Source organism: Streptomyces sp. NPDC000983, assembly GCF_040299205.1.
Taxonomy (GTDB): domain Bacteria; phylum Actinomycetota; class Actinomycetes; order Streptomycetales; family Streptomycetaceae; genus Streptomyces.
In genome coordinates this window covers 16,221-34,699 of sequence record NZ_JBEPBM010000034.1, presented here as the reverse complement: position 1 = coordinate 34,699, position 18,479 = coordinate 16,221, and the positions used below count along the sequence as shown (strand labels likewise).

The window sequence follows — 18,479 nt, the reverse complement described above, 5'->3', positions numbered from 1 at the left end:
TCACCGGCCCGTTCCGGCCGCGAGGGCCTGCCGCGTGGCGGCGCGGACGGCCGCCTCCTGCGCGGGCGCCAGCGGGACCCGGGGCGGGCGCACCGGGCCGCCGTACCGGCCCACGACGTCCATGGACGACTTGATCGCCTGCACGAACTCGACCTGGGAGTCCCAGCGCAGCAGCGGATGCAGGCGCGCGTACAGCTCCTTGGCGACGGCGAGGTCACCGGCGACGGCCGCCCGGTAGAGCCGCACGGTCTCCTGCGGCAGCGCGTTGGGGAAGCCGGCCACCCAGCCCTTGGCGCCGGCCAGCGCCAGCTCCAGCAGGACGTCGTCGGCGCCGATCAACAGGTCGAGTTCCGGCGCCAGTTCGGCGATCCGGTAGGCGCGGCGGACGTCGCCGGAGAACTCCTTGACCGCCTGGACGTGTCCCTCGGCGTGGAGTTCGGCGAGGAGTTCGGGCACCAGGTCGACCTTGGTGTCGATGGGGTTGTTGTACGCCACGACCGGCAGGCCCGCCTTCGCGACCTCCGCGTAGTGGGCGCGCACCGAACGCTCGTCCGCGCGGTAGGCGTTGGGCGGCAGCAGCATCACGGAGGCGCAGCCGGCGTCGCGTGCCTGCTCGGCCCAGCGCCGGGCCTCGGCGGAGCCGTAGGCGGCGACGCCGGGCATCACCCGGTCGCCGCCGACGGCGGCCACGGCGGTCTCGACGACCTTGGCGCGCTCCTCGGGGGTGAGGACCTGGTACTCGCCGAGGGAGCCGTTGGGGACGACGCCGTCGCAGCCGTTCTCGACGAGCCAGGCGCAGTGTTCGGCGTAGCGGGCGTGGTCGACGGCGAGGTCGTCGTCGAGCGGGAGGGCGGTGGCGACGAGGACGCCGTGCCAGGGACGGTGGTCGGTGCCGGTCATACGGGCTCCCTGTGTGGAGTGTGACATGTCACTGATGGGTGCGGGTGGTCCGTGGTCCGTCGTTTCGGGGTCAGTCGTCGTCCTCCCCGGCCCGGGCGAGCACGCCGAGCGGGACGGGGCGGGCCAGTGGCCGCCGGGACGGTGTGGGCGGGCAGCCGGCGAGTCCCTCGACCCCGGGTGCGCACATCCGTCCCTGGCACCAGCCCATGCCGGCCCGGGTCAGGAGTTTCACGGTCCGCCGGTCGCCGGCCCCGAGTTCGGTGACGGCCGTGCGGACCGCACCGGCGGTGACCTCCTCGCAGCGGCAGACCACGGTGTCGTCGGTGACCTGCTCGGCCCAGTGGGCGGGCGGCGCGCAGACGGTGTCGAGCGCGGCGAAGAAGGCCCGCAGCCGGGTCCGGGTGCGGGCGGCCGGTGCCCAGCCGGCGGGGTCGGGTGCGGTGCCGTGCAGCCGGGCGGCGGCGGAGCGGCCCGCGATGTGCCCCTCGGCGAGGGAGAGGGCGGCGCCGCCGATTCCGGTGGTCTCCCCCGCGGCCCAGACCAGGGGCACGTCGGTGCGCTGCTCGTCGTCGACGTGGACGGCGGGGCCGTCGAGCCGGCAGCCGAGGGTCTCGGCGAGGTCGGTGTGCGGGAGCATGCCGTGGCCGACGGCGAGGGTGTCGCAGACGATACGGCGAACGGTGGCGGGCCTGACGCGTCCGGCGCGGTCCAGGGCGGCGACCGTCACGGCCGTGAGCCGCCCGGTGCCGTGCGCCTCGACGACGCTGTGCCGGGCCAGGACGGGCACCCGGTGCCGCAGCAGCCGGGCCGCGTACCCGGCGCCTTCGAGGGCCTTGCCGGGTTCGGCGGCCAGGGTCCGGGAGCGGCGCAGCAGGGCCGTCGGGTCGGAGGACTCCACGAGCGCCGCGACGTCGACCCCGGCGGCGGCGAGCCCGGTCGCCACCGGCAGCAGCAGCGGTCCGGTGCCGGCGACGACCGCGGTGCGGCCGGACACCGCGAGGCCGCCCTTGAGCATGGCCTGGGCGCCGCCCGCGGTGACCACGCCGGGCAGGGTCCAGCCGGGGAAGGGCAGCACCTTCTCGTAGCCGCCGGTGGCCAGGAGGACCGCGTCGGCGCGCACCTCGACGGGGTCGCGCTGTTCGGGGCCGCGCAGCGCGTGCACGGTGAACCCGGCGCGGTGACGGTCGACGAGCCAGACGTGATGGTCCGTCAAATGCCTTACGGTTCGGGCTGTTTCATGGGCGTGCAGGCCGTCTCGGAGGCGTTCCCAGGTGTGCCACTGGTGGTGCAGGGCCTGCGGTCGGGCGGCGCGCAGTTCCGGGGCGGGCCGGCGGTAGAACTGCCCGCCCGCCCCGGGGGCCGCGTCGATCAGGGTGACCCGTACCCCGCGGGCGGCGGCCGCGAGGGTGGCGGCGAGGCCCGCGGGGCCCGCGCCGATCACGGCGAGCCGGGGGTGTTCAGTCATCGTGGCCCGTCCCCTCCTGGGTGCCGATCGTGTCTCCGGGGTGCACGGGGAGGAGACAGGCGCGCTGGTTGGGGCGGCCGTTGACGGTGACGAGGCAGTCGAAGCAGACCCCGATGCCGCAGAAGACGCCCCGGGGGCGGCCCGTGCCGCGGGTGGCGCGCCAGGAGGTGACGCCGGCCGCCCAGAGCGCGGCGGCCACCGTCTGTCCCGGCAGCGCCTCGATCTCCCGGCCGTCGAGGGTGACGGTGAAGGCGGGGCCCGGTCGGGCTCCGGCCAGGTCCAGGGGTGTTCTCACGGGGCCTCCTCCGGTGCCGGGAAGCGGTCGGGGCGGAACGGGGACAGGCTCAGGTCGGGCGGGGCGCCGGTGAGGGCCTGGGCGATGAGGTGTCCGGTGCCGGTGGCGAGGCCGATGCCGGCGCCCTCGTGGCCGCAGGCGTGGTGCAGGCCCGGGACCCGGGGGTCGGGGCCGACGGCGGGGAGGTGGTCGGGGAGGTAGGGGCGGAAGCCGACGTAGGAGCGCAGGGCGCGGACGTCGGCCAGGAAGGGGAAGAGGCGGGTGGCGCCGGCCGCCAGGGCCCGTACGACGGGGAGCGAGAAGGACCGGTCGAAGCCGACGCGTTCCCGGCTCGCGCCGATCAGCACCGGTCCCGCGGCGGTGCCCTCCACGACCGGTGAGGTCTGCAGGGCGGCCGAGTCGCTGGCGACGTCGGCCACGTAGTCGGCGGCGTACACCTTGTGGTGGATCAGGCGCGGGAGGGGTTCGGTGACCAGGACGAAGCCCCGGCGCGGCAGGACGGGCAGCCGGGCGCCGGCGAGGGCGGCCAGCTCGCCGCCCCAGGTCCCGGCGGCGTTGACGACGGCCGGGGCGTGGATCTCGCCGTGGCCGGTGCGGACTCCGCGCACCGCGCCGCCGGGGGTGCGCAGCACGGCGGTGACGGTCCGGCCGGTGAGCAGGCGGGCGCCCGAGGCGCGGATCAGGTGGGCGGCGGCCAGGGCGGGCATGACCTGGCTGTCCTGCGGGTAACGCACGGCGCCGGGCAGGCCCGGGGCGAGCCGGGGTTCGAGCGTGTACAGGTCCTCGGGGCCGACGGGTTCGGCGACCACTCCCGCGGCGCGCTGGCCGTCGGCGAGGTGCCGAAGCGCGGTGAGGCTCTCGGCGGAAGAGGCCACGACGACCCCGCCCTTGGCCTCGTACTCGATCGACTCGCCGTACTCCGCGGCGAGTTCGGTCCACAGCCGGCCCGAGAGCAGCGCGAGGTCCAGTTCGGGGCCCGGCTCCTTGTCGGAGACCAGGAGGTTGCCCTCCCCGGCGCCGGTGGTGCCGCCGGCCACCGGTCCGCGGTCGACCACGGTGACGTCGAGGCCGGCCCGGGCGGCGTACAGGGCGCAGGCGGCGCCCACCATTCCGGCTCCGACGACCACGACATCGCAGGTCAGTCCCTTGGTCACGGCAGTACTATGTCACATGGCTCTTTCGCTGGGAATGCCACCGCGCGGGTGAGACCGATCGTGGCGCGCGGAGGACAGGAGTCGTCCCGGAGGCGGGAGTTGACCCGGCGGGCCGGGACGGGCGGGGACTGACAAGGCGCCGTCGGCGACCTGAACGCCGACGGTGCCCGTCAGGCCTCGGAGGCGGGCACCACGCTCAGGTGGGCCGCCGTGCGCCGCGGACGCCCCGCACGGCGCCCGGGGTGTGCCGTTCGACGCGCGTCACGCAGGACCAGAGTGAGCCGGGTGCACCCCATGTCCCGCAGCACGCCGGGGGTCTCGTCGACGATCCGGCACTCGGTCGCGCCCCAGCGCGGGTCCGGATGCAGCAGCGGCCGTACGGCGCCGTCGGGGGCGAGGGCCCGTTCGCCGACGGTGCGGATCCAGTGCGGCAGGCCGTGCCGGTAGGCCGCCTCCATGATCGGGTCCTGGGCGATGTCCCGGCGGATGGACTGCAGGGCCTGGTCGTGGCCGTGGCGCTCCACCGCGGCCGCGAAGTTCGCCAGCATCGGCAGGCACCAGCTGGACTCGTGGTCGCCGAGCACGGTGCCGGCGTCGGGGTGGAACAGCACGAACCGGAGGAAGTTGTCACCCGGCATGGCCGTGGGATGCGGGCCCACACCGCGGAAAAGTGACGCGAAAGCGGTGTTGGCGAGGACGACGTCCCAGCGCCGGTCGAGGACGACGGAGGGGAAGGAGACGGCGTCCAGGAGACTGGCGTAGTCCTGGAGGTAGGCCTGGGCCTCGGGATTCTCGGGGACGGGCCGCGGTGCCGATCGCTGCCCTCCTGCCTGATATGCCATCGGGAGGTCACCCCTCTTGCCTGTGCGGCCTTGACGCGGCGCCCTGATCCTGCTGCCCCGACGCGAGCCGTGTCAACTATCGTGGCATTTCATGCCGGTTGACGGCTGAAATTGGCCACAGTTGTGGCGAGACCTGGATGTGAGTTCGAACCACCCGCTACTCTCCGGGAAGTTCACCGCGACCGCCGGTGAGAAACGGTGAAGAGATTCAGGAGTTCTGTCGGTGACGGTTGGCTTCGAGGGTCCGGGCGCCACGGGGACGGCAGCACTGCCGGCCGTCGTCGCCCGCGTGACCGCGCTCGCCGACCGGCTGGGCGTCCCGCACACCGAGGTCTTCCACACCGTCCGGCTGTCCTTCGCCTCCGGCGTCCCCGAACCCGTGGTCAAGGCGCTGCTGTGCGGCCGCCCCGCGGGCGAACCCGACGTCCAGGCCCGCTTCCTGCAACGCCTGGACCTGCTGCGCCGCACCCGGCTCAAGCCCAACGGCCGCAAGTACACCCAGCAGGAGATCGCCGACGGCGCCGGGATGTCCCGGCAGCAGGCGGGCGCCCTGATCAACGGCGACCGGCGCCCCACCATGGAGCACTGCGACGCCATCCAGCGCTTCTTCCGGGTCCACGCGGGCTTCCTGACCGCCGAGGACCCCGAGGCGCTGGCGGGCGCCCTCCAGCGCACCGAACAGGAACTCCTCCAGCAACTCGCCGAGCGGGAGTCGGCGGTCACCTCCGAGGACCCGCTGGAGCGGCTGCTGCAGGACCACGGCGTGCGCGGGATCGCCTGGCGGGCCGCGCAACTGCCCACCGACCAGCACCGCGACAAGGTCGCCGAATGGCTGGACATGCTCCTGGAGAGCGTCAAGCGGCCCGAGTCGTGACCCGGGGGAGATCTGTGGGCATCCGTAGGGACATGCACCGCCTGTGCGGCGAGCTGGTCGGTGAGCTGGAACTCCCCGCTCCGGCACACCCGGCGGACCTGTACGGCGCGCTGTGCGCGGCCATGGCCAGGCGCCGCGGCCGCCCGGTCCGCTTCCGCATGGCCGCCTTCCCGCCCGGCACGGCGAGCGGCCTGTGGCTCGACATGGCCGACCAGGACCTCGTCGTCATCGAGGAACGCACCGCCCCCGACCACCAGTTGGTGATCCTCGGGCACGAGCTGTGGCACATGAAGGCCGGGCACCGCGGGCACCACGTGGACGGCGCCGCGGTCGCGGCCCGGCTGCTCCAGGACGACGCCCAGCTGGAGGCGACGGTACGGCAGGTGGCGGCGCGCAGCCGCTTCGACCTGAGCGACGAGCAGGAGGCGGAGAGCTTCGGGCTGCTGCTGGCCAGCAAGTGCCGGACCTGGCTCGCGGGTTCCTCGCTGCGCGGCCCGGTCCAGAAGGACCATCTGGCCGGTCGGATCGAGGCGTCGCTGGGGTACCGCGGACCGCAGGGCTGAGTCGCGCCCGTACGCCCCCCGAGCTGCGCTGAGCGGGCGAACCGCGGGGTGCTCCGACCCCGGTTGTCAGTGCTGGGCGGCAAGCTGGTGGGGCGCCCTGTTCCGCGGGGCGGGAGACGACGCCGACTTCGGGGAGAGCCGACCGATGCCCACCGCCGTACTGACCGACCGCGAACGCGTCGCCGTGCAGGCGTATCTGCGGCTGCTGCACACCGTGCGGGCGGCCTTCGACGCCGCCGGGGGCCCGCCGGGCGGGGGGCGACCACCCGTGGTGCCGCCCGGGGTGCTCGCCGAGGCGGAGCGCGCCCTGGCGGAGGCCGGGCTGACGGGCAACGAGGAGGAGTTCTTCCGGCTGCTGCACAGCTGGTGCCCGCAGCCCTGACCGCGCCGGCCGCGAGCCGTGCGCCGACTCAGTCGTTCGTCGGCTCAGCCGTGCGGTACCGCGACCGCCGTGGCGAGGAAACCGTGTCCGACGGTCCAGCGGCCCTCGAAGGCGGCGACGCGGCGGCCCCCGACCAGGGGGCCGGGGACGAGGAGCGTCGCGGTGAGACGGCCGTGGGGCGGTCCGCCGGGTTCGGCGAGGAGTTCGATGTCGGCCTCGGTGAAGTCCAGCCACCGGCCGGTGAGGGGGAACCACGCCTTGTAGACGGACTCCTTGGCGCTGAACAGCAGCCGGTCCCAGCGGATCCCGGGCCGTTCGCGGGTCAGCCGGCCCACCCTGAGAGCCTCGCCGGGCAGCGCCACGGCGGCCAGCACCCCGTCCGGCAGCGGTTCGTCGGGTTCGGCGTCGATGCCGAGGGAGGCGAGGTCGCCGGCACGGACCAGGGCGGCCGCGCGGTAGCCGTCGCAGTGGGTCATGCTGCCGGTCAGCCCGTCCGGCCAGCGCGGGGCGCCCCGGTCGCCGGGCACCAGCGGCTGCGGCGGCACCCCGAGCTTCTCCATGGCACGGCGGGCACAGCCGCGGACGGCGGCGAACTCACGCCGGCGCTTGTCCACCGCCCGCGCGACGACCGCCGCCTCCTCGGGGTACAGGACCGTGCCTTCGGCGTCCTCGTCGCCGTACGCCTCCACGGTCACCACCGCCGCCGGCAGCAGTTCCTCGATCAAGGGGCCCCGACCTCCCTGGGCAGGATGCGGCGCAGCCGTCCCGGCGGCTCCGGGCGCTTGCGCCACTCACGCGGGTAGCCGACCGACACCTCCTCGAACCGGACGCCGTCGTGCCAGGTGGTCCGCGGGATGTGCAGATGGCCGTAGACCATGGTCTGTACCCGGAACCGGCGGTGCCAGTCCGCCGTCAGCCCGGTGCCGCACCACATGGCGAACTCCGGATGCCAGAGGATCTCCATCGGGTGCCGGTCGAGCGGGTAGTGGTTGACCAGGACGGTGGGCAGGTCGGCGGGGAGCGCGGCGAGGCGGCGCTCGGTCTCGGCGACCCGGACCCGGCACCACGCCTCGCGGGTGGGGTAGGGGTCGGGGTGCAGCAGGTACTCGTCGTTGCAGACGATGCCGGTGCCGTGCGCGTACCGCAGGCCCTCCTCCTTGGTCGCGCAGCCCTGCGGGAGGAGGGAGTAGTCGTAGAGCAGGAAGAGCGGGGCCACGGCGACGGGGCCGCCGGCGCCGTCCCAGACCGGGTAGGGGTCCTCGGGCGTGGTCACACCGAGTTCCCGGCACAGGGCGACCAGGTACTCGTAGCGGGCCACGCCGCGCAGGGTCACCGTGTCCCTGGGGTGGGTCCACAGCTCGTGGTTGCCCGGCACCCAGATCACCTTGCTGAAGCGTCCGGCGAGCGTCTGCAGGGCCCAGCGGATGTCGGCCACGGTCTCCGCGACGTCGCCGGCCACCAGCAGCCAGTCGTCGTCGCTCTCCGGCCGCATCTTCTCGACTAAGGAGCGGTTCTCTTCGTAGCCGATGTGCAGGTCACTGATGGCCAGCAGCTGTCCGGCACCGCCGACCGTCGACGCCACCTCTCGTCCCCCTCCGCGCGTAGAAAGCACCACCAGAACACATAAGCGGTTCGGGTACAAGGCGGGTTCCCGCCCGCGCCGCCCGTGTCGGGGCGCGACTACGGTGTCCCTTGATCACGCCGGGCCCGGTCGGGGAATCCGTAACACGCACGTTGCACGCGGGGCCTGTGCCAAGCCGTATGATCGCCCCAACACCACCGCCATGAAATTCCCTTCGCACGGGGCGGTTTGGTGTACCTCCAACCTCCCTGGCCGGGCACGGCCTGCTTCGCCGTGCCCGTGAACCGTGAAAGGCGGCCTGCATGGTCTCTCGCGTACGCGTCTGGCTCAACCGCACGTACGCGGAGAACGTGTTCTTCATGGATCAGCTGCGTCGAAATCCGAGCGATCGGGCCGTCGAGATCCATGCCACGCACGGCGACGCGGACTCCCCGGTGCTGGCCGCCGCCGACACCGCGGAGCTGGAGCCGGAGGGCCTCTCCCCGGCCGGGTACGTGGAGTACGCGCTCGACCAGTGCGCCCGGCGCGGGATCGACGTGTTCGTGCCGCGGCTGCACCAGGCCGCGGTGGTGGCGCACCGGGCGGACTTCGCGGCGGTCGGTACGGCGCTGCTGGCGCCGCCGCCGGAGGCCGTGGCCGTCTTCCACGACAAGGTGATCGCCTACGAGGCCGTCCAGGCGATCGGGGTGCCGGTGCCGCCGTGGTGGCGGGTGCGCGGCGCCGAGGAACTGGTGGCCGCGGTGGAGGAGTTGGAGGCCGCCGGGCACCGGGCCTGCTTCAAGCCGGCGTCCGGGGCGGGCGGGGTGGGCTTCCGCGTGATCACCCGCACCCCCTTCTCCCTCATGCACCTGAGCGGTTTCCCGAGCCCCTACGTCCCGCTGGACCTGGTGCTGGAGGCGCTGGCCGACTCCGAGGAGCAGGTGGACTGGCTGGTGATGCCGCGGCTGGAGCAGCCGGAGGTGTCCGTGGACTGCCTCACCGGACCCGACAACCGGCTCCGGATGGCCGTGGGCCGCACCAAGAACGGCCGCCGGCGCGGGTTCACGCTGCACGAGCAGTGGCTGGAGCCGGCGCGGGCCGTCGCCGAGGGGTTCGGGCTGCACTACCTGTCCAACATCCAGTTCCGGATGTTCGGGGACCGGCCCGTGCTGATGGACGTCAACACGCGTCCGGCGGGCGGGCTGCACCAGCTGTCGCTGTGCGGGATCAACGCTCCCTGGGCGGCCGTGCAGCTGGCGCTCGGCGAGGACCCGGGCGACGTCGCGCCGCCGTTCCTCGGGCAGGACTACACGGTGGTCTCCGGTCCGCGCCCGCTGCGTGGGGTGTCGCTGCCCCAGCAGCGGGCGGAGGAGCTTCAGCAGGCGCTGCCCGTGGTGGCGGGTCCGGCCCCGGCCGAGGCGGTCGAGACCGCCGACGGCTCGGAGACGGTTGGTTCCGTCGGTCCCGTCAGTGCGGTCGGTCCTGCCGGTCCGATCGGTCCTGTCGGTCCGGTCGGGACCCGGGCGGGTCAGGCACTGCCGCTGTAGCGGTGCCGGGGGCGAACCGCGGTTCGCTTCCAGCAGGTCCCGCCCGTCACTCACGTCTCTCGCGTCCGGCTTCGGGCGTGAGGGGTGCGGGGCTTTCGCCGTCACCGGTCAGGTCAGGTCAGGTCAGGGGGACTGATATCCCCACGCCGTCGCGATCTCCCGCAGGCGCGGGGGGAGTTCGGCGGTGGCGTCGGCCGTGCGGGCCGGCTGGATGCGGCCCGACTTGATGGTGCTGCTCCAGTCGCCGAGCTGCGGGCGGAAGGTGCCGTGGTCCTTGGTGCCGTAGTCGAGCATGCCGGGCTCCCAGTCGACGCCGAGGTATCCGCACAGCGCACGGGTGGCCCGCTCCGGTTCCGCCGTGAGTTCCTCGTAGGTCACCACATGGGCGTCGAGCGTGCGGCGGGCCTCCTCCAGCCTCTCCGAGTAGTTCAGCACCTCCGCCAGGATCTCCGCGTGGTCGGGGTCCTTGCGGCGCTCGGTGAGGGAGGCGATGATCGCGCCCGGGTGGCGCAGCAGCAGGATGTACCGGGCGTCGGGCCAACATCGGTGCAGCCGGGGCCAGATGAGGGTGTTCGGCGGTGTCTTGTCGACGAGGACGTCCTTGCCGCTGCGGGTCAGCTCCAGGTGCATCACCCGGTCCCACAGCAGGTGTTCCAGCTCGGTCCGGTCCAGTTCCAGCGCCTTCATCGCGTCCGGGGTGAAGCCCCGGCTCAACTGGACGTGGACCGTGCGCAGATGCATCTCGTGCGGGGCGCGGATCCGGCTGTGGCTGTTCAGCAGCACCCGCAGCAGCGTCGAGCCGGATCGCACCGAGGACAGGACGAACACCGGTGACTCCACCAGGCGCGGGGCGCGCGGGGCGACGTAGACGGGCTTGGCGGGTTCGGCCGCGGCCCTGGGCGCGGGGACTCCGTCCAGGGTGCGGCGCGGCGGGCTCACCGCCTGGATCATCAGCCTGCCCCGCCGCCGGAGCCCCTTGCCGATCACCGATGTGCGCGAGTCTCGCACCGTGACACCTCTCTCTTGCGCCGTTGTGCGCGCATCCCAGAGGCAGAAGGCGAACTGCGGGTGTCGGCCAGGCGAAGCGCGAACGCCGCGGAGGGCCTGATTCCGGCCGTGGCCTGGCGTTTTGCCGCTTCCTTAAAACTTCCTGGAAGTTTCGCGGACAACCCCTCCCCATCAGGAGCGTCCGGCCCCCCGGTACAGCTCCAGTTCCCTGTCCAGTTCGACCGCGAGGACGGTCGCGCAGGCGTCGAGGTCGGCCGCGGGGGGCGGGTCGATCCACAGCACGCCGGGGGTCTCGTGCAGTCCGCCGACGATCCGGTGGGGCAGTTCCCGGCCGGCGCCGAGGACCGTGACCCGGCGCACCCCGCCGAGCAGTCCGCGGACCCCGATCTCGGCGCGCGGGGCGTCGAACAGGGTCAGGTAGAGGGTGCGCCGGTCCGCGGAGAGGGTGCTCGGCCCGTAGTGGTGTCCTGCGGGCAGCCCTCGTCCGGTGCCGTGCACGGCGTCGGAGTGCCGGGCGATCCAGGCGCCGAGGCCCTCCAGCCGTTCGGCCTGGGCGGCTGGAACGGTGCCGTCGGCGCGCGGGCCGACGTCCAGCAGGAGGTTGCCGCCTGCGCCGATCGTCTCGGTGAAGTAGCGGATCAGCTGGGCGAGCGACTTGTGGTTGTGGTCGTGGGGCTGGTAGCCCCAGGAGTCGTTGACCGTCAGGCAGAGTTCCCAGGGGCCGTCCGGCGGCACCACCGGCACACCCTGCTCGGGGGTCGCGTAGTCGCCCTCGCCGAGCATGCGGGCGTTGAGGACGACGTCCGGGACCTCGGAGCGGATCAGCGCGGCCAGCTCGGTGATCCGCCACTGCTCCTCGTCGCGTTCCCACTCCCCGTCGAACCAGAGCAGGTCGGGCCGGTAGCGGGAGGTCAACTCCCTTATCTGACCGTCCCGGTAGGCGAGGTAGCGCTCCCAGGCGGCGGGGTCCTGGGCGTCGGCGGGGGCCTGCGCGTAGCGGTTGTCCTGCCAGTCCGGCAGCGGGCCGGGGCGGCGGACGGAGGTGTAGTCGGGGTGGTTCCAGTCGGAGTGCGAGTAGTAGAAGCCGACCTTCAGGCCCTGTTCGCGCAGCGCGTCGGCGTATCCGGCGAGCAGGTCGCGGCCGACGCCCAGGTCTCCGTGCGCCGAGTCCCACAGGGCGACGCCGTCGTGGTGGCGGCTGGTGAGGACGGCGTAGCGGGCGCCGGCGCGGGCGAACAGCCCGGCCCAGGCCCGCGGGTCGTAGCGGTCGGCGGTGAAGCGGCCGAGCTGGGACAGGTACTGGTCGCGGGGGACGCGGCCGTCGTAGAAGGACCAGGACTCCGCCACTCCGTCGACGGCGTAGATCCCCCAGTGGACGAAGATCCCCAGTTTGGCGTCGGTGAACCAGGGCTGTATCGGCACGGCATCTCCTCGCCGGACGCGGGGTCGGACCCGGGTACGCCGCCGCCCCCGCGGCGCGGGCCGTTCGGGGCGGGGCCCGTCGCGAAAGTGGTCTAGTCAAGATACGCGAGGCCCGGATGGACCGCGATGTAACCCTCGACCAGCCTGTGGGCGACGTTCACCGAGTCGACCAGCGGGTGCAGCGCGAACGCCTTCACCGCCGTCGCCCGGGAGCCCGACTCGGCTGCGGCGAGCACCTCGCGCTCGACGGCCTTGACCGAGCAGACCAGCCCGGTGGCGTGGCCGGGCAGCGGATCGACCGAGACCGGGTGGGCGCCGTTGGCGTCGACGAGGCACGGCACCTCGATGACGGCGTCCGCGTCGAGGACGGAAAGGGTGTGCCGGTTGCGGACGTTGAGGATGAGGGTGGTGCGCTCGTCGCGCGCGATGGCCCGCATCAGTGCGAGGGCGACCTTTTCGTAGCCGCCGGAGAGGTCGTCCGCCTCCCGCTCGCCGGCGCCGGCGCTCTCCCGGTTCTCCGCCATGTACGTGGCCTCGCGCTCGGCGCGGGTACGGTCCCAGGCGGCCAGCGCGCCGGCCTTCGGGTCGTTCATCTCCTCGTAGAAACCGGCCTGTTGGTCGCGGAGGAAGGCGCCTCGGGTCCGCTCGGCCCGCCGGTAGGCGTCGACCGTCTCACGGTTGAAGTAGTAGTAGTGCAGGTACTCGTTGGGAATCGCGCCGAGGGAGCGGAGCCAGTCGGTGCCGAAGAGCCTGCCCTCCTCGAAGGAGCCGAGCAGCGCGGGGTCGGCGAGCAGCCGCGGGAGTTCGTCGTGTCCGGCGACGCGCAGTCCGCGCACCCAGCCGAGGTGGTTGAGGCCGACGTAGTCGATCCACGCCTTGGCGGGATCGTGGACGCCGAGGACGCGGGCGATACGGCGGCCGAGGCCGACCGGCGAGTCGCAGATGCCGATGACACGGTCGCCGAGGTGGCGGGACATGGCCTCGGTGACCAGGCCCGCGGGGTTGGTGAAGTTGATGACCCAGGCGTGCGGTGCCAGCCGGGCCACCCTTCGGGCGATGTCGGTCGCCACCGGCACGGTCCGCAGTCCGTAGGCGATGCCGCCGGCGCCGACCGTCTCCTGGCCGAGGACGCCCTCGGCGAGCGCCACCCGCTCGTCGTCAGCGCGGCCCTGGAGGCCGCCGACGCGGATCGCGGAGAAGACGAAGTCTGCGCCGCGGAGGGCTTCGTCGAGGTCGGTGGTGGTGGTGACCCGGGGGGCGTCGGGGATCGGGGCGGCCTGTTCGGCCAGGACGCGGGTTACTGCGGCGAGGCGGTCGGGGTCGAGGTCGTGCAGGACGACCTCGGTCACTCGGCCCTCGGCGTGGTCGTCGAGTAGTGCACCGTAGACGAGCGGTACGCGGAATCCGCCTCCGCCGAGGATCGTCAGCCTCACGCCTTGCTCTTTCCTGCCGTCTGTTTTGGGGCCGGGCCCCTCGCCGGGTCAATCTACGCATGTGGGGGGTGGTTCGGGTGTTTGCCCTGCGGGCAGGGCGGTCAGATCGCACCGGGTTCCGGGGGCGCCCACGGGGTGGGGTGGTCGGGGGCGGGGGGCGGGTGCGGGACGGTTGGTGGCTGGTCGCGCAGTTCCCCGCGCCCCTTGGAGGGGTCGGTGGGCGGGTGCGGGTCGTGGGTGGTTGGGCGCGCAGTTCCCCGCGCCCCTTGGTGGGTCGCAGCTGGGTCGGGTGGGTTGGGGGCGGTGACCTTGGGGGTGATACGTGGTTCCATTCCAGGGCCATCCCCTCGACCTCAAGGATGTTTGTCTGATGAAGCGTCAACTTCTTTGTCTGGCAGCTGCGTTCGTTGCTCTCACGATCGGTGCGGGGAACGCGTCCGCGGCGGGTGACCCCCGGTGGGAGGAGACCGGGACGGCGTACACCGACTCGCTGGGCGGCGGCCAGGGGCTCGCCAGCCGGGCGGACGGTTCGCTGTTGTACCGGGGGCTGCTGGACATCCCGCTCTCCCTGCGGATCAAGGGCTGGAACCACGTCGGCGACCCGGACATCGCCGAGGGCCACGTCTTCGACGCCTACCAGGGGCCCGACACGGCCACCTCCAAGATGTTCGCGGTGACCACGCCGTCCGGGAAGCGCTACGAGTACGTGCACCAGCTCAACCCGGGCGAGAAGCTGAACAACTCCTTCGCCGCCGTCTCCCCCGACGGGCAGTGGCTGGTGGCGGGCGAGTGGGGCGACCAGAACCGCCTCCAGGTCTTCCCCGCCCCGTTGCTCAACCCGGCGACCCCGCCCACCGGCGGGGAGCTCAAGGAGGTCTGGCAGATCACCCTGGACAGACCCGTGCGCGACATCCAGGGCTGCGACTTCGTCACCGACACCCGCCTGGTGTGCGCCTCCAACGACGCCACCGGATCGCTGTTCCCGCAGATCCGTCCCCTCCTCCAGGTCGATCTGGAACGGAAGTTGGACGGGCAGCCGGTCACCGGCGCGGTGCGGGCCCTGTTCGCGCTGCCCCAACGCAGCGTGTGCACCGGCACCTTCGAGACGGAGGGCGTGGACTACGACGCACGGAGCGGCACCCTGCGCGCCCAGGTGATCCAGCCGGGCGTCTGCGCGGTGTCGACGAGCGTGTACGCGTACCGCCAGGCCACGGGCTGACCCCGCGCGGCTGTCGAGCCCCCGCGGTGCGGATCGCGGCGCGGGGGATCTCGCGGGCACTCGGCCGGCGGCCGGAGGGGGCTGGACCCCTCCGGCCGCGTCGCCAAGCGGCCGCGCCGCTCACCGGGCCCGCCGAGGGGCGGGTCAGCCCTTCTGCTCGACCCTGACCCAGTCCACCTCCGCCCGCACTCCCCCGGCCGCGATCCGGTCCACGCTCGACTGCGGCAGACCCCAGTACGGGGTGGTGACCTTGTTCCAGCCGGCCGGGTAGGCGCCGCCCAGGGCGAGGTTGAGGATCACGTACTGGTTGTGGTCGAAGACCCACTGGCCCCGGGTCGACTCCAGCTTGTTCCGGGTGGTCTCCTGGACCAGGACGTCGTCCACGTAGAAGCGCATGCCGGTCGGGGTCCACTCCACGGCGTAGGTGTGCCAGTGGTCGGCTCGGCCGCCGTTCGGGTAGACCTGCCGGGCGCCGATGTTGCCGTCCGCGGAGTAGCCAGGGCCGTGCAGCGCGGTGCTGGTCCAGTCTCCGTAGCCGACGTTCTCCATGATGTCGGTCTCGCCGGAGGCCGGCCAGGACACCGACGGGTCGTCGACGTCGCTGCCGAGCAGCCAGAACGCGGGCCAGAAGCCGTCGCCCACCGGGAGCTTCATCCGGGCGCTCACCCGGCCGTAGGTGAAGTCGAACTTCGTGTTGGTGTCGATGCGGCCCGAGGTGAAGTCGTAGGTGCCTCCGCCGGCCTTGGTGCAGCCCTTGCAGTGCTGGGCCTCCAGGACCAGACTGCCGTTCTCCTGGCGGATGTTGTCGGTGGAGTCGACGTACGCCTGGGACTCGCCGTTGACCGGGCCCATCTCCGTACCGGTGCGCACCACGCGCCACTTGGCGCGGTCGAGCAAGGCGCCGGTGAAGTCGTCGAAGAACGTGGTGCGGTAGGCGCCGGACTGGTCCGCCGGGAGCGCCGGGTAGGCGGCCGTCTCGCTGCCTCCAGTGCCCCAGACCTGGAACTCGTAGAGCGAATAGCCGAATTGAGCGGTTGCCGGGGCCGGGTTGTGGAAGGAGCGGCGTTCCTTGCCGAGCATACGGACGTAGCGGCCGGTGGCCGGCTGGGCCAGGCGGACCGAGTCGTGCCGGCCCGCCGCCTCGCCGGGGGACTTCACGTCGGCCCTGCGGGCCGCGACCTCCGACGCGGAGGGGCGGTGGACGGTGCGCCAGGTGCGGTTGTCGTCGGAGACCTGGAGTTCGTAGTCGACGGCGTAGGCGGCCTCCCAGTACAGGTCGACGGTGTCGATCGTCGCGCGGGCGCCGAGGTCCACCGAGACCCAGCGGTCGGCGTTCCAGTCGCTGGACCAGCGGCTCTGGTCCGCCTTGAGATCGGCAGGCCAGCCGCCGTCGGTGACGAAGGCGGGTGAATTGCCCGCGTGCTGGTAGAAGTTGGTGAACGCCGGGTGGTTCAGGGCCAGGTTGGCGCGACTGGTGGAGGCGGGGGCCGGTTCGCCGCCGTACACCTTGAACGCGTACAGGGAGTAGCCCCAGGGCGTGGCGCGTTCCACGCCGCGCATCCGGACGTAGCGGCCGGTGACCTCCTGCGGGTAGGTGTGGGCGGTGACGGTGCCTCCGGTGCCGGCGGTCTCCGTGTAGAACGGGGTCCAGTCGGTGCCGTTCTTCGAGACCTCCAGGACGTAGCGCTTGCCGTAGGCGGCCTCCCAGTCAAGGACGACGCGGTCGATCCGGAGGGTCGCGCCGAGGTCGAGGCGGATCCACGCGGTGTCGGCGAAGTCGCTGGACCAGCGGGTGGTTCCGTCGCCGTCGAAGGCCCGCCCGGGGGCGAGGCCCGCGTTCTCGCTGCCGGAGGCGGTCACCCCGGCCGGGTTCTGGGCGTACGCGGCGGCGGCGCGGTCGGTGTCCCAGGCGGCCGCGGCTGCGGCGGCGGCGCTCGGCGCGAGGGCGGGGGCGGCTGTGGCGGGGCCCGCCGTCAACGCGACCGCCGCGCCGAGCGCGGTCAGCAGGATGCGGGGGGTGCGGGTGGGCATGCGGCTCTCCTTGGGGAGGGAGGGTGGGGGCGCCGGTTCACCAAAAGTCTCACTACTTAATTTACGTTGTGATTTAAAACTCATGGGAAGCCGCCGTCAAGGTGTTGCGCAGGAGGAAGCAGCGGCCCGAGGCTACGGAGGGACGCGGGACCGACGGAGCAACTGCCCTACCGCCTGCAGCCGTTGAGGCCAGGCGGGGCAAGACCCCCAGATCCCGGCGCCTGAGTCACGCTCGACCGAACGCCGGCGGGCGGGCGTGGTTCGTACGGCGGCGGTGGCGGCCCCTCCCGGCCTTGAGGTTCGGGAGGGGCCTGTCGTTAGGGACCTCGGCGCTGAACCGGGGCCGGGGCCGGCCGCGGTCCTCGGCGTCCGAGCGCGAGGTGACTCCGCTGTGGTTGCGGTAGAAGTACAGGTCGTCGTGGCGTGCGTCGGGGCCGGTGCCGCGCAGCAGCGGGGCGAGGGAGAGGTCGGTGGGCGCGGAGGCTCCGGCGAGGTCGGCGAGGGTGGGGAGCAGGTCGGTCAGTTGGGTGGGGCGGTCGGTGGTGCCGGGCCGGACCCGCCCCGGGGACCAGGCGATCAGTGGGACGCGGATGCCGCCCTCGTACAGGTTGCGCTTGCAGCCGCGCAACGGGCCCGCCGCGTCGAAGAGTTCGAGGTGGCGCCCTCTTCCTCGTGCGGGCCGTTGTCGCCGGTGACCAGCACCAGGTGTGGTCCGCGACGCCGAGTCGGGTGGGGCGGTCGACGATCTCGCCGACGAGGCTGTCGCGGCGGCCGATCCGGGCCGCGTGCCGCCGGTCGGGGCCGGGCGAGGGGCGGTCGGCGTACTCGCCCTCGTCAGGGACCTGGCTGGGGGCGTGGGGCAGGTTCGGGGTGAGGCAGAGCAGGAACGGCCCGGCACCGTGCGCGTCGAGGAACGCCGGCGCGCGTTCCTGGAGCAGGTCGGGCGCGTACCGGGCACGGGTGGCCGGAACGGTCGCCATCCGAGGTGGCCGGGGTAGTAGTCGTGGGCGGGCCGATGGCCGATGTAGCCGTAGAACTCCTCGAAACCTCGGGAGTTGGGGTGGCTCGGCTGGCCGGGCAGCCCTGGGACGAATCCCCACTTGCCGAAGATCCCGGTGCGGTAGCCGAGGGACCTGAGCGCCTCCGCGAAGGTGAAGTCCACCTCGGTGAGGGCGCCTTGGCCGCCGGGGCCCCAGGGGTTCTCCCGTACGGTGGCGTGGCCGCTGTGCAGTCCGGTCAGCAGCGAGCAGCGGGAGGGCGCGCAGACCGGGGCGGTGGCGTCGGCGTCGACGTCGACGAAGCGCAGTCCCTCGGCGGCCAGGGTGTCGAGGCGGGGGTGCGGATCAACTTTCTTCCGTAAAAGCTGAGTTAGCCGTGGCCGAGGTCGTCGGCGAGGAGCACTACGAAGCTGAGCCGGTCGGGCCGAACCGGGCCACCGGGCGCGCAGGGGCGGGCTTCGCGTCGGCTGGGGGCAGTGCCCGCCCGCCGACCTCGCAGCCGGTGACCGCCGCGGCCGCGGCCGGCACGGCGGCGACCGCGGTGAGAAGTCGCGGCGGCTCGGCCTACGGGTCTCCCAGGAGGCGGCGGGCTGGGGCCGACAGGCCCAGGGGTCCGCAGACGATGGTGATCGCATCGGTCGGCCCGCGACCATGCCTACGCTGTGAACGCTCTGTTGCGACTGCGGAGGGGCGATGGGGAGGGGCGACTGCGGAGAAGGCGACTGCGAGAGGGCGGGCTACGGAGAGGGCGACCACGAAGAGGGACGGTTCGGACTTCTGGTTCC

General features: G+C 73.2%; 16 protein-coding genes and 1 pseudogene. 5 read left to right on the top strand and 12 right to left on the bottom strand.

All coding sequences use genetic code 11. The features are described 5' to 3' along the window. From ABT296_RS29885 to ABT296_RS29865, 5 genes are all read right to left on the bottom strand, one after another. Positions 1 to 900 carry a dihydrodipicolinate synthase family protein gene (locus ABT296_RS29885; RefSeq protein WP_351931789.1) on the bottom strand — a complete coding sequence of 300 codons (900 nt, stop codon included), beginning with the start codon at positions 898 to 900 and terminating at the stop codon, positions 1 to 3. A gap of 70 nt (positions 901 to 970) precedes the next feature. Then, the gene (locus ABT296_RS29880; RefSeq protein ID WP_351931788.1) at positions 971 to 2,365 is read right to left on the bottom strand and encodes an FAD-dependent oxidoreductase; all 1,395 of its coding nucleotides are present in this window, start codon (positions 2,363 to 2,365) and stop codon (positions 971 to 973) included. Further along, the gene (locus tag ABT296_RS29875; protein ID WP_351931787.1) at positions 2,358 to 2,660 is read right to left on the bottom strand and encodes a (2Fe-2S)-binding protein; all 303 of its coding nucleotides are present in this window, start codon (positions 2,658 to 2,660) and stop codon (positions 2,358 to 2,360) included. The genes ABT296_RS29880 and ABT296_RS29875 overlap by 8 nt, the downstream gene beginning before the upstream one ends. Further along, the gene (locus tag ABT296_RS29870; protein WP_351931786.1) at positions 2,657 to 3,814 is read right to left on the bottom strand and encodes an NAD(P)/FAD-dependent oxidoreductase; all 1,158 of its coding nucleotides are present in this window, start codon (positions 3,812 to 3,814) and stop codon (positions 2,657 to 2,659) included. Before ABT296_RS29870 ends, ABT296_RS29875 begins: the two co-directional genes overlap by 4 nt. Before the next feature lie 170 nt (positions 3,815 to 3,984). Further along, complete coding sequence (locus ABT296_RS29865; protein ID WP_351931785.1) at positions 3,985 to 4,656, bottom strand: MmyB family transcriptional regulator; 672 nt, start codon at positions 4,654 to 4,656, stop codon at positions 3,985 to 3,987. Between the two features lie 223 nt (positions 4,657 to 4,879). Between ABT296_RS29865 and ABT296_RS29860 the strand changes: the two genes are divergently transcribed. The 3 genes from ABT296_RS29860 to ABT296_RS29850 all read left to right on the top strand — a co-directional run bounded on the left by ABT296_RS29860 (position 4,880) and on the right by ABT296_RS29850 (position 6,475). Beyond that, the gene (locus ABT296_RS29860) at positions 4,880 to 5,530 is read left to right on the top strand and encodes a helix-turn-helix domain-containing protein (RefSeq protein ID WP_351931784.1); all 651 of its coding nucleotides are present in this window, start codon (positions 4,880 to 4,882) and stop codon (positions 5,528 to 5,530) included. A 32-nt stretch (positions 5,531 to 5,562) separates the two neighbouring features. Beyond that, on the top strand, positions 5,563 to 6,093 hold the full coding sequence (locus tag ABT296_RS29855) for a toxin-antitoxin system, toxin component (protein ID WP_351931825.1): 531 nt from the start codon (positions 5,563 to 5,565) through the stop codon (positions 6,091 to 6,093). Positions 6,094 to 6,238: 145 nt separating this feature from the next. Then, the gene (locus ABT296_RS29850; RefSeq protein WP_351931783.1) at positions 6,239 to 6,475 is read left to right on the top strand and encodes a hypothetical protein; all 237 of its coding nucleotides are present in this window, start codon (positions 6,239 to 6,241) and stop codon (positions 6,473 to 6,475) included. A 44-nt stretch (positions 6,476 to 6,519) separates the two neighbouring features. Here ABT296_RS29850 and ABT296_RS29845 read toward each other — a convergent pair whose 3' ends face one another. Further along, positions 6,520 to 7,200 (bottom strand): 4'-phosphopantetheinyl transferase family protein, encoded by a 681-nt coding sequence (locus ABT296_RS29845; RefSeq protein ID WP_351931782.1) that lies wholly within the window; start codon positions 7,198 to 7,200, stop codon positions 6,520 to 6,522. Beyond that, positions 7,197 to 8,057 carry a metallophosphoesterase family protein gene (locus ABT296_RS29840; protein ID WP_351931781.1) on the bottom strand — a complete coding sequence of 287 codons (861 nt, stop codon included), beginning with the start codon at positions 8,055 to 8,057 and terminating at the stop codon, positions 7,197 to 7,199. Before ABT296_RS29840 ends, ABT296_RS29845 begins: the two co-directional genes overlap by 4 nt. Before the next feature lie 302 nt (positions 8,058 to 8,359). On the opposite strand from ABT296_RS29840, the gene ABT296_RS29835 reads away from it, so the two are divergent. After that, positions 8,360 to 9,583, top strand: a complete 1,224-nt coding sequence (locus ABT296_RS29835; RefSeq protein ID WP_351931780.1) for an ATP-grasp domain-containing protein — start codon at positions 8,360 to 8,362, stop codon at positions 9,581 to 9,583. Positions 9,584 to 9,706: 123 nt separating this feature from the next. On the opposite strand, the gene ABT296_RS29830 is transcribed toward ABT296_RS29835, so the two are convergent. From ABT296_RS29830 to ABT296_RS29820, 3 genes and pseudogenes are all read right to left on the bottom strand, one after another. Further along, the gene (locus tag ABT296_RS29830; protein WP_351931779.1) at positions 9,707 to 10,591 is read right to left on the bottom strand and encodes a sulfotransferase family protein; all 885 of its coding nucleotides are present in this window, start codon (positions 10,589 to 10,591) and stop codon (positions 9,707 to 9,709) included. Positions 10,592 to 10,762: 171 nt separating this feature from the next. Next, positions 10,763 to 12,034, bottom strand: a pseudogene (locus ABT296_RS29825) (alpha-L-fucosidase); the annotation flags it as partial. Between the two features lie 71 nt (positions 12,035 to 12,105). Further along, complete coding sequence (locus tag ABT296_RS29820) at positions 12,106 to 13,446, bottom strand: 6-phospho-beta-glucosidase (RefSeq protein ID WP_351931778.1); 1,341 nt, start codon at positions 13,444 to 13,446, stop codon at positions 12,106 to 12,108. Positions 13,447 to 13,816: 370 nt separating this feature from the next. Here ABT296_RS29820 and ABT296_RS29815 point away from each other — a divergent pair, with 370 nt between their 5' ends. Then, a complete protein-coding gene (locus ABT296_RS29815; protein ID WP_351931777.1) occupies positions 13,817 to 14,665 on the top strand; it encodes a hypothetical protein in 849 nt (282 codons plus the stop codon). Between the two features lie 144 nt (positions 14,666 to 14,809). On the opposite strand, the gene ABT296_RS29810 is transcribed toward ABT296_RS29815, so the two are convergent. Both ABT296_RS29810 and ABT296_RS38760 read right to left on the bottom strand, forming a co-directional pair. Continuing rightward, positions 14,810 to 16,696, bottom strand: a complete 1,887-nt coding sequence (locus ABT296_RS29810; RefSeq protein WP_351931776.1) for a discoidin domain-containing protein — start codon at positions 16,694 to 16,696, stop codon at positions 14,810 to 14,812. 226 nt (positions 16,697 to 16,922) lie between these two features. After that, the gene (locus ABT296_RS38760) at positions 16,923 to 18,329 is read right to left on the bottom strand and encodes a sulfatase-like hydrolase/transferase (protein ID WP_502977357.1); all 1,407 of its coding nucleotides are present in this window, start codon (positions 18,327 to 18,329) and stop codon (positions 16,923 to 16,925) included. Positions 18,330 to 18,479 lie beyond the last annotated feature (150 nt).

Excerpts from the sequence above, each read along its gene's own strand:
- ABT296_RS29865 (WP_351931785.1), bottom strand. The coding sequence starts at position 4,656 with ATGGCATATCAGGCAGGAGGGCAGCGATCGGCACCGCGGCCCGTCCCC.
- ABT296_RS29855 (WP_351931825.1), top strand. The coding sequence starts at position 5,563 with ATGCACCGCCTGTGCGGCGAGCTGGTCGGTGAGCTGGAACTCCCCGCT.
- ABT296_RS38760 (WP_502977357.1), bottom strand. The coding sequence starts at position 18,329 with ATGCGATCACCATCGTCTGCGGACCCCTGGGCCTGTCGGCCCCAGCCC.
- ABT296_RS29835 (WP_351931780.1), top strand. The coding sequence starts at position 8,360 with ATGGTCTCTCGCGTACGCGTCTGGCTCAACCGCACGTACGCGGAGAAC.
- ABT296_RS29850 (WP_351931783.1), top strand. The coding sequence starts at position 6,239 with ATGCCCACCGCCGTACTGACCGACCGCGAACGCGTCGCCGTGCAGGCG.
- ABT296_RS29885 (WP_351931789.1), bottom strand. The coding sequence starts at position 900 with ATGACCGGCACCGACCACCGTCCCTGGCACGGCGTCCTCGTCGCCACC.
- ABT296_RS29880 (WP_351931788.1), bottom strand. The coding sequence starts at position 2,365 with ATGACTGAACACCCCCGGCTCGCCGTGATCGGCGCGGGCCCCGCGGGC.
- ABT296_RS29815 (WP_351931777.1), top strand. The coding sequence starts at position 13,817 with ATGAAGCGTCAACTTCTTTGTCTGGCAGCTGCGTTCGTTGCTCTCACG.
- ABT296_RS29810 (WP_351931776.1), bottom strand. The coding sequence starts at position 16,696 with ATGCCCACCCGCACCCCCCGCATCCTGCTGACCGCGCTCGGCGCGGCG.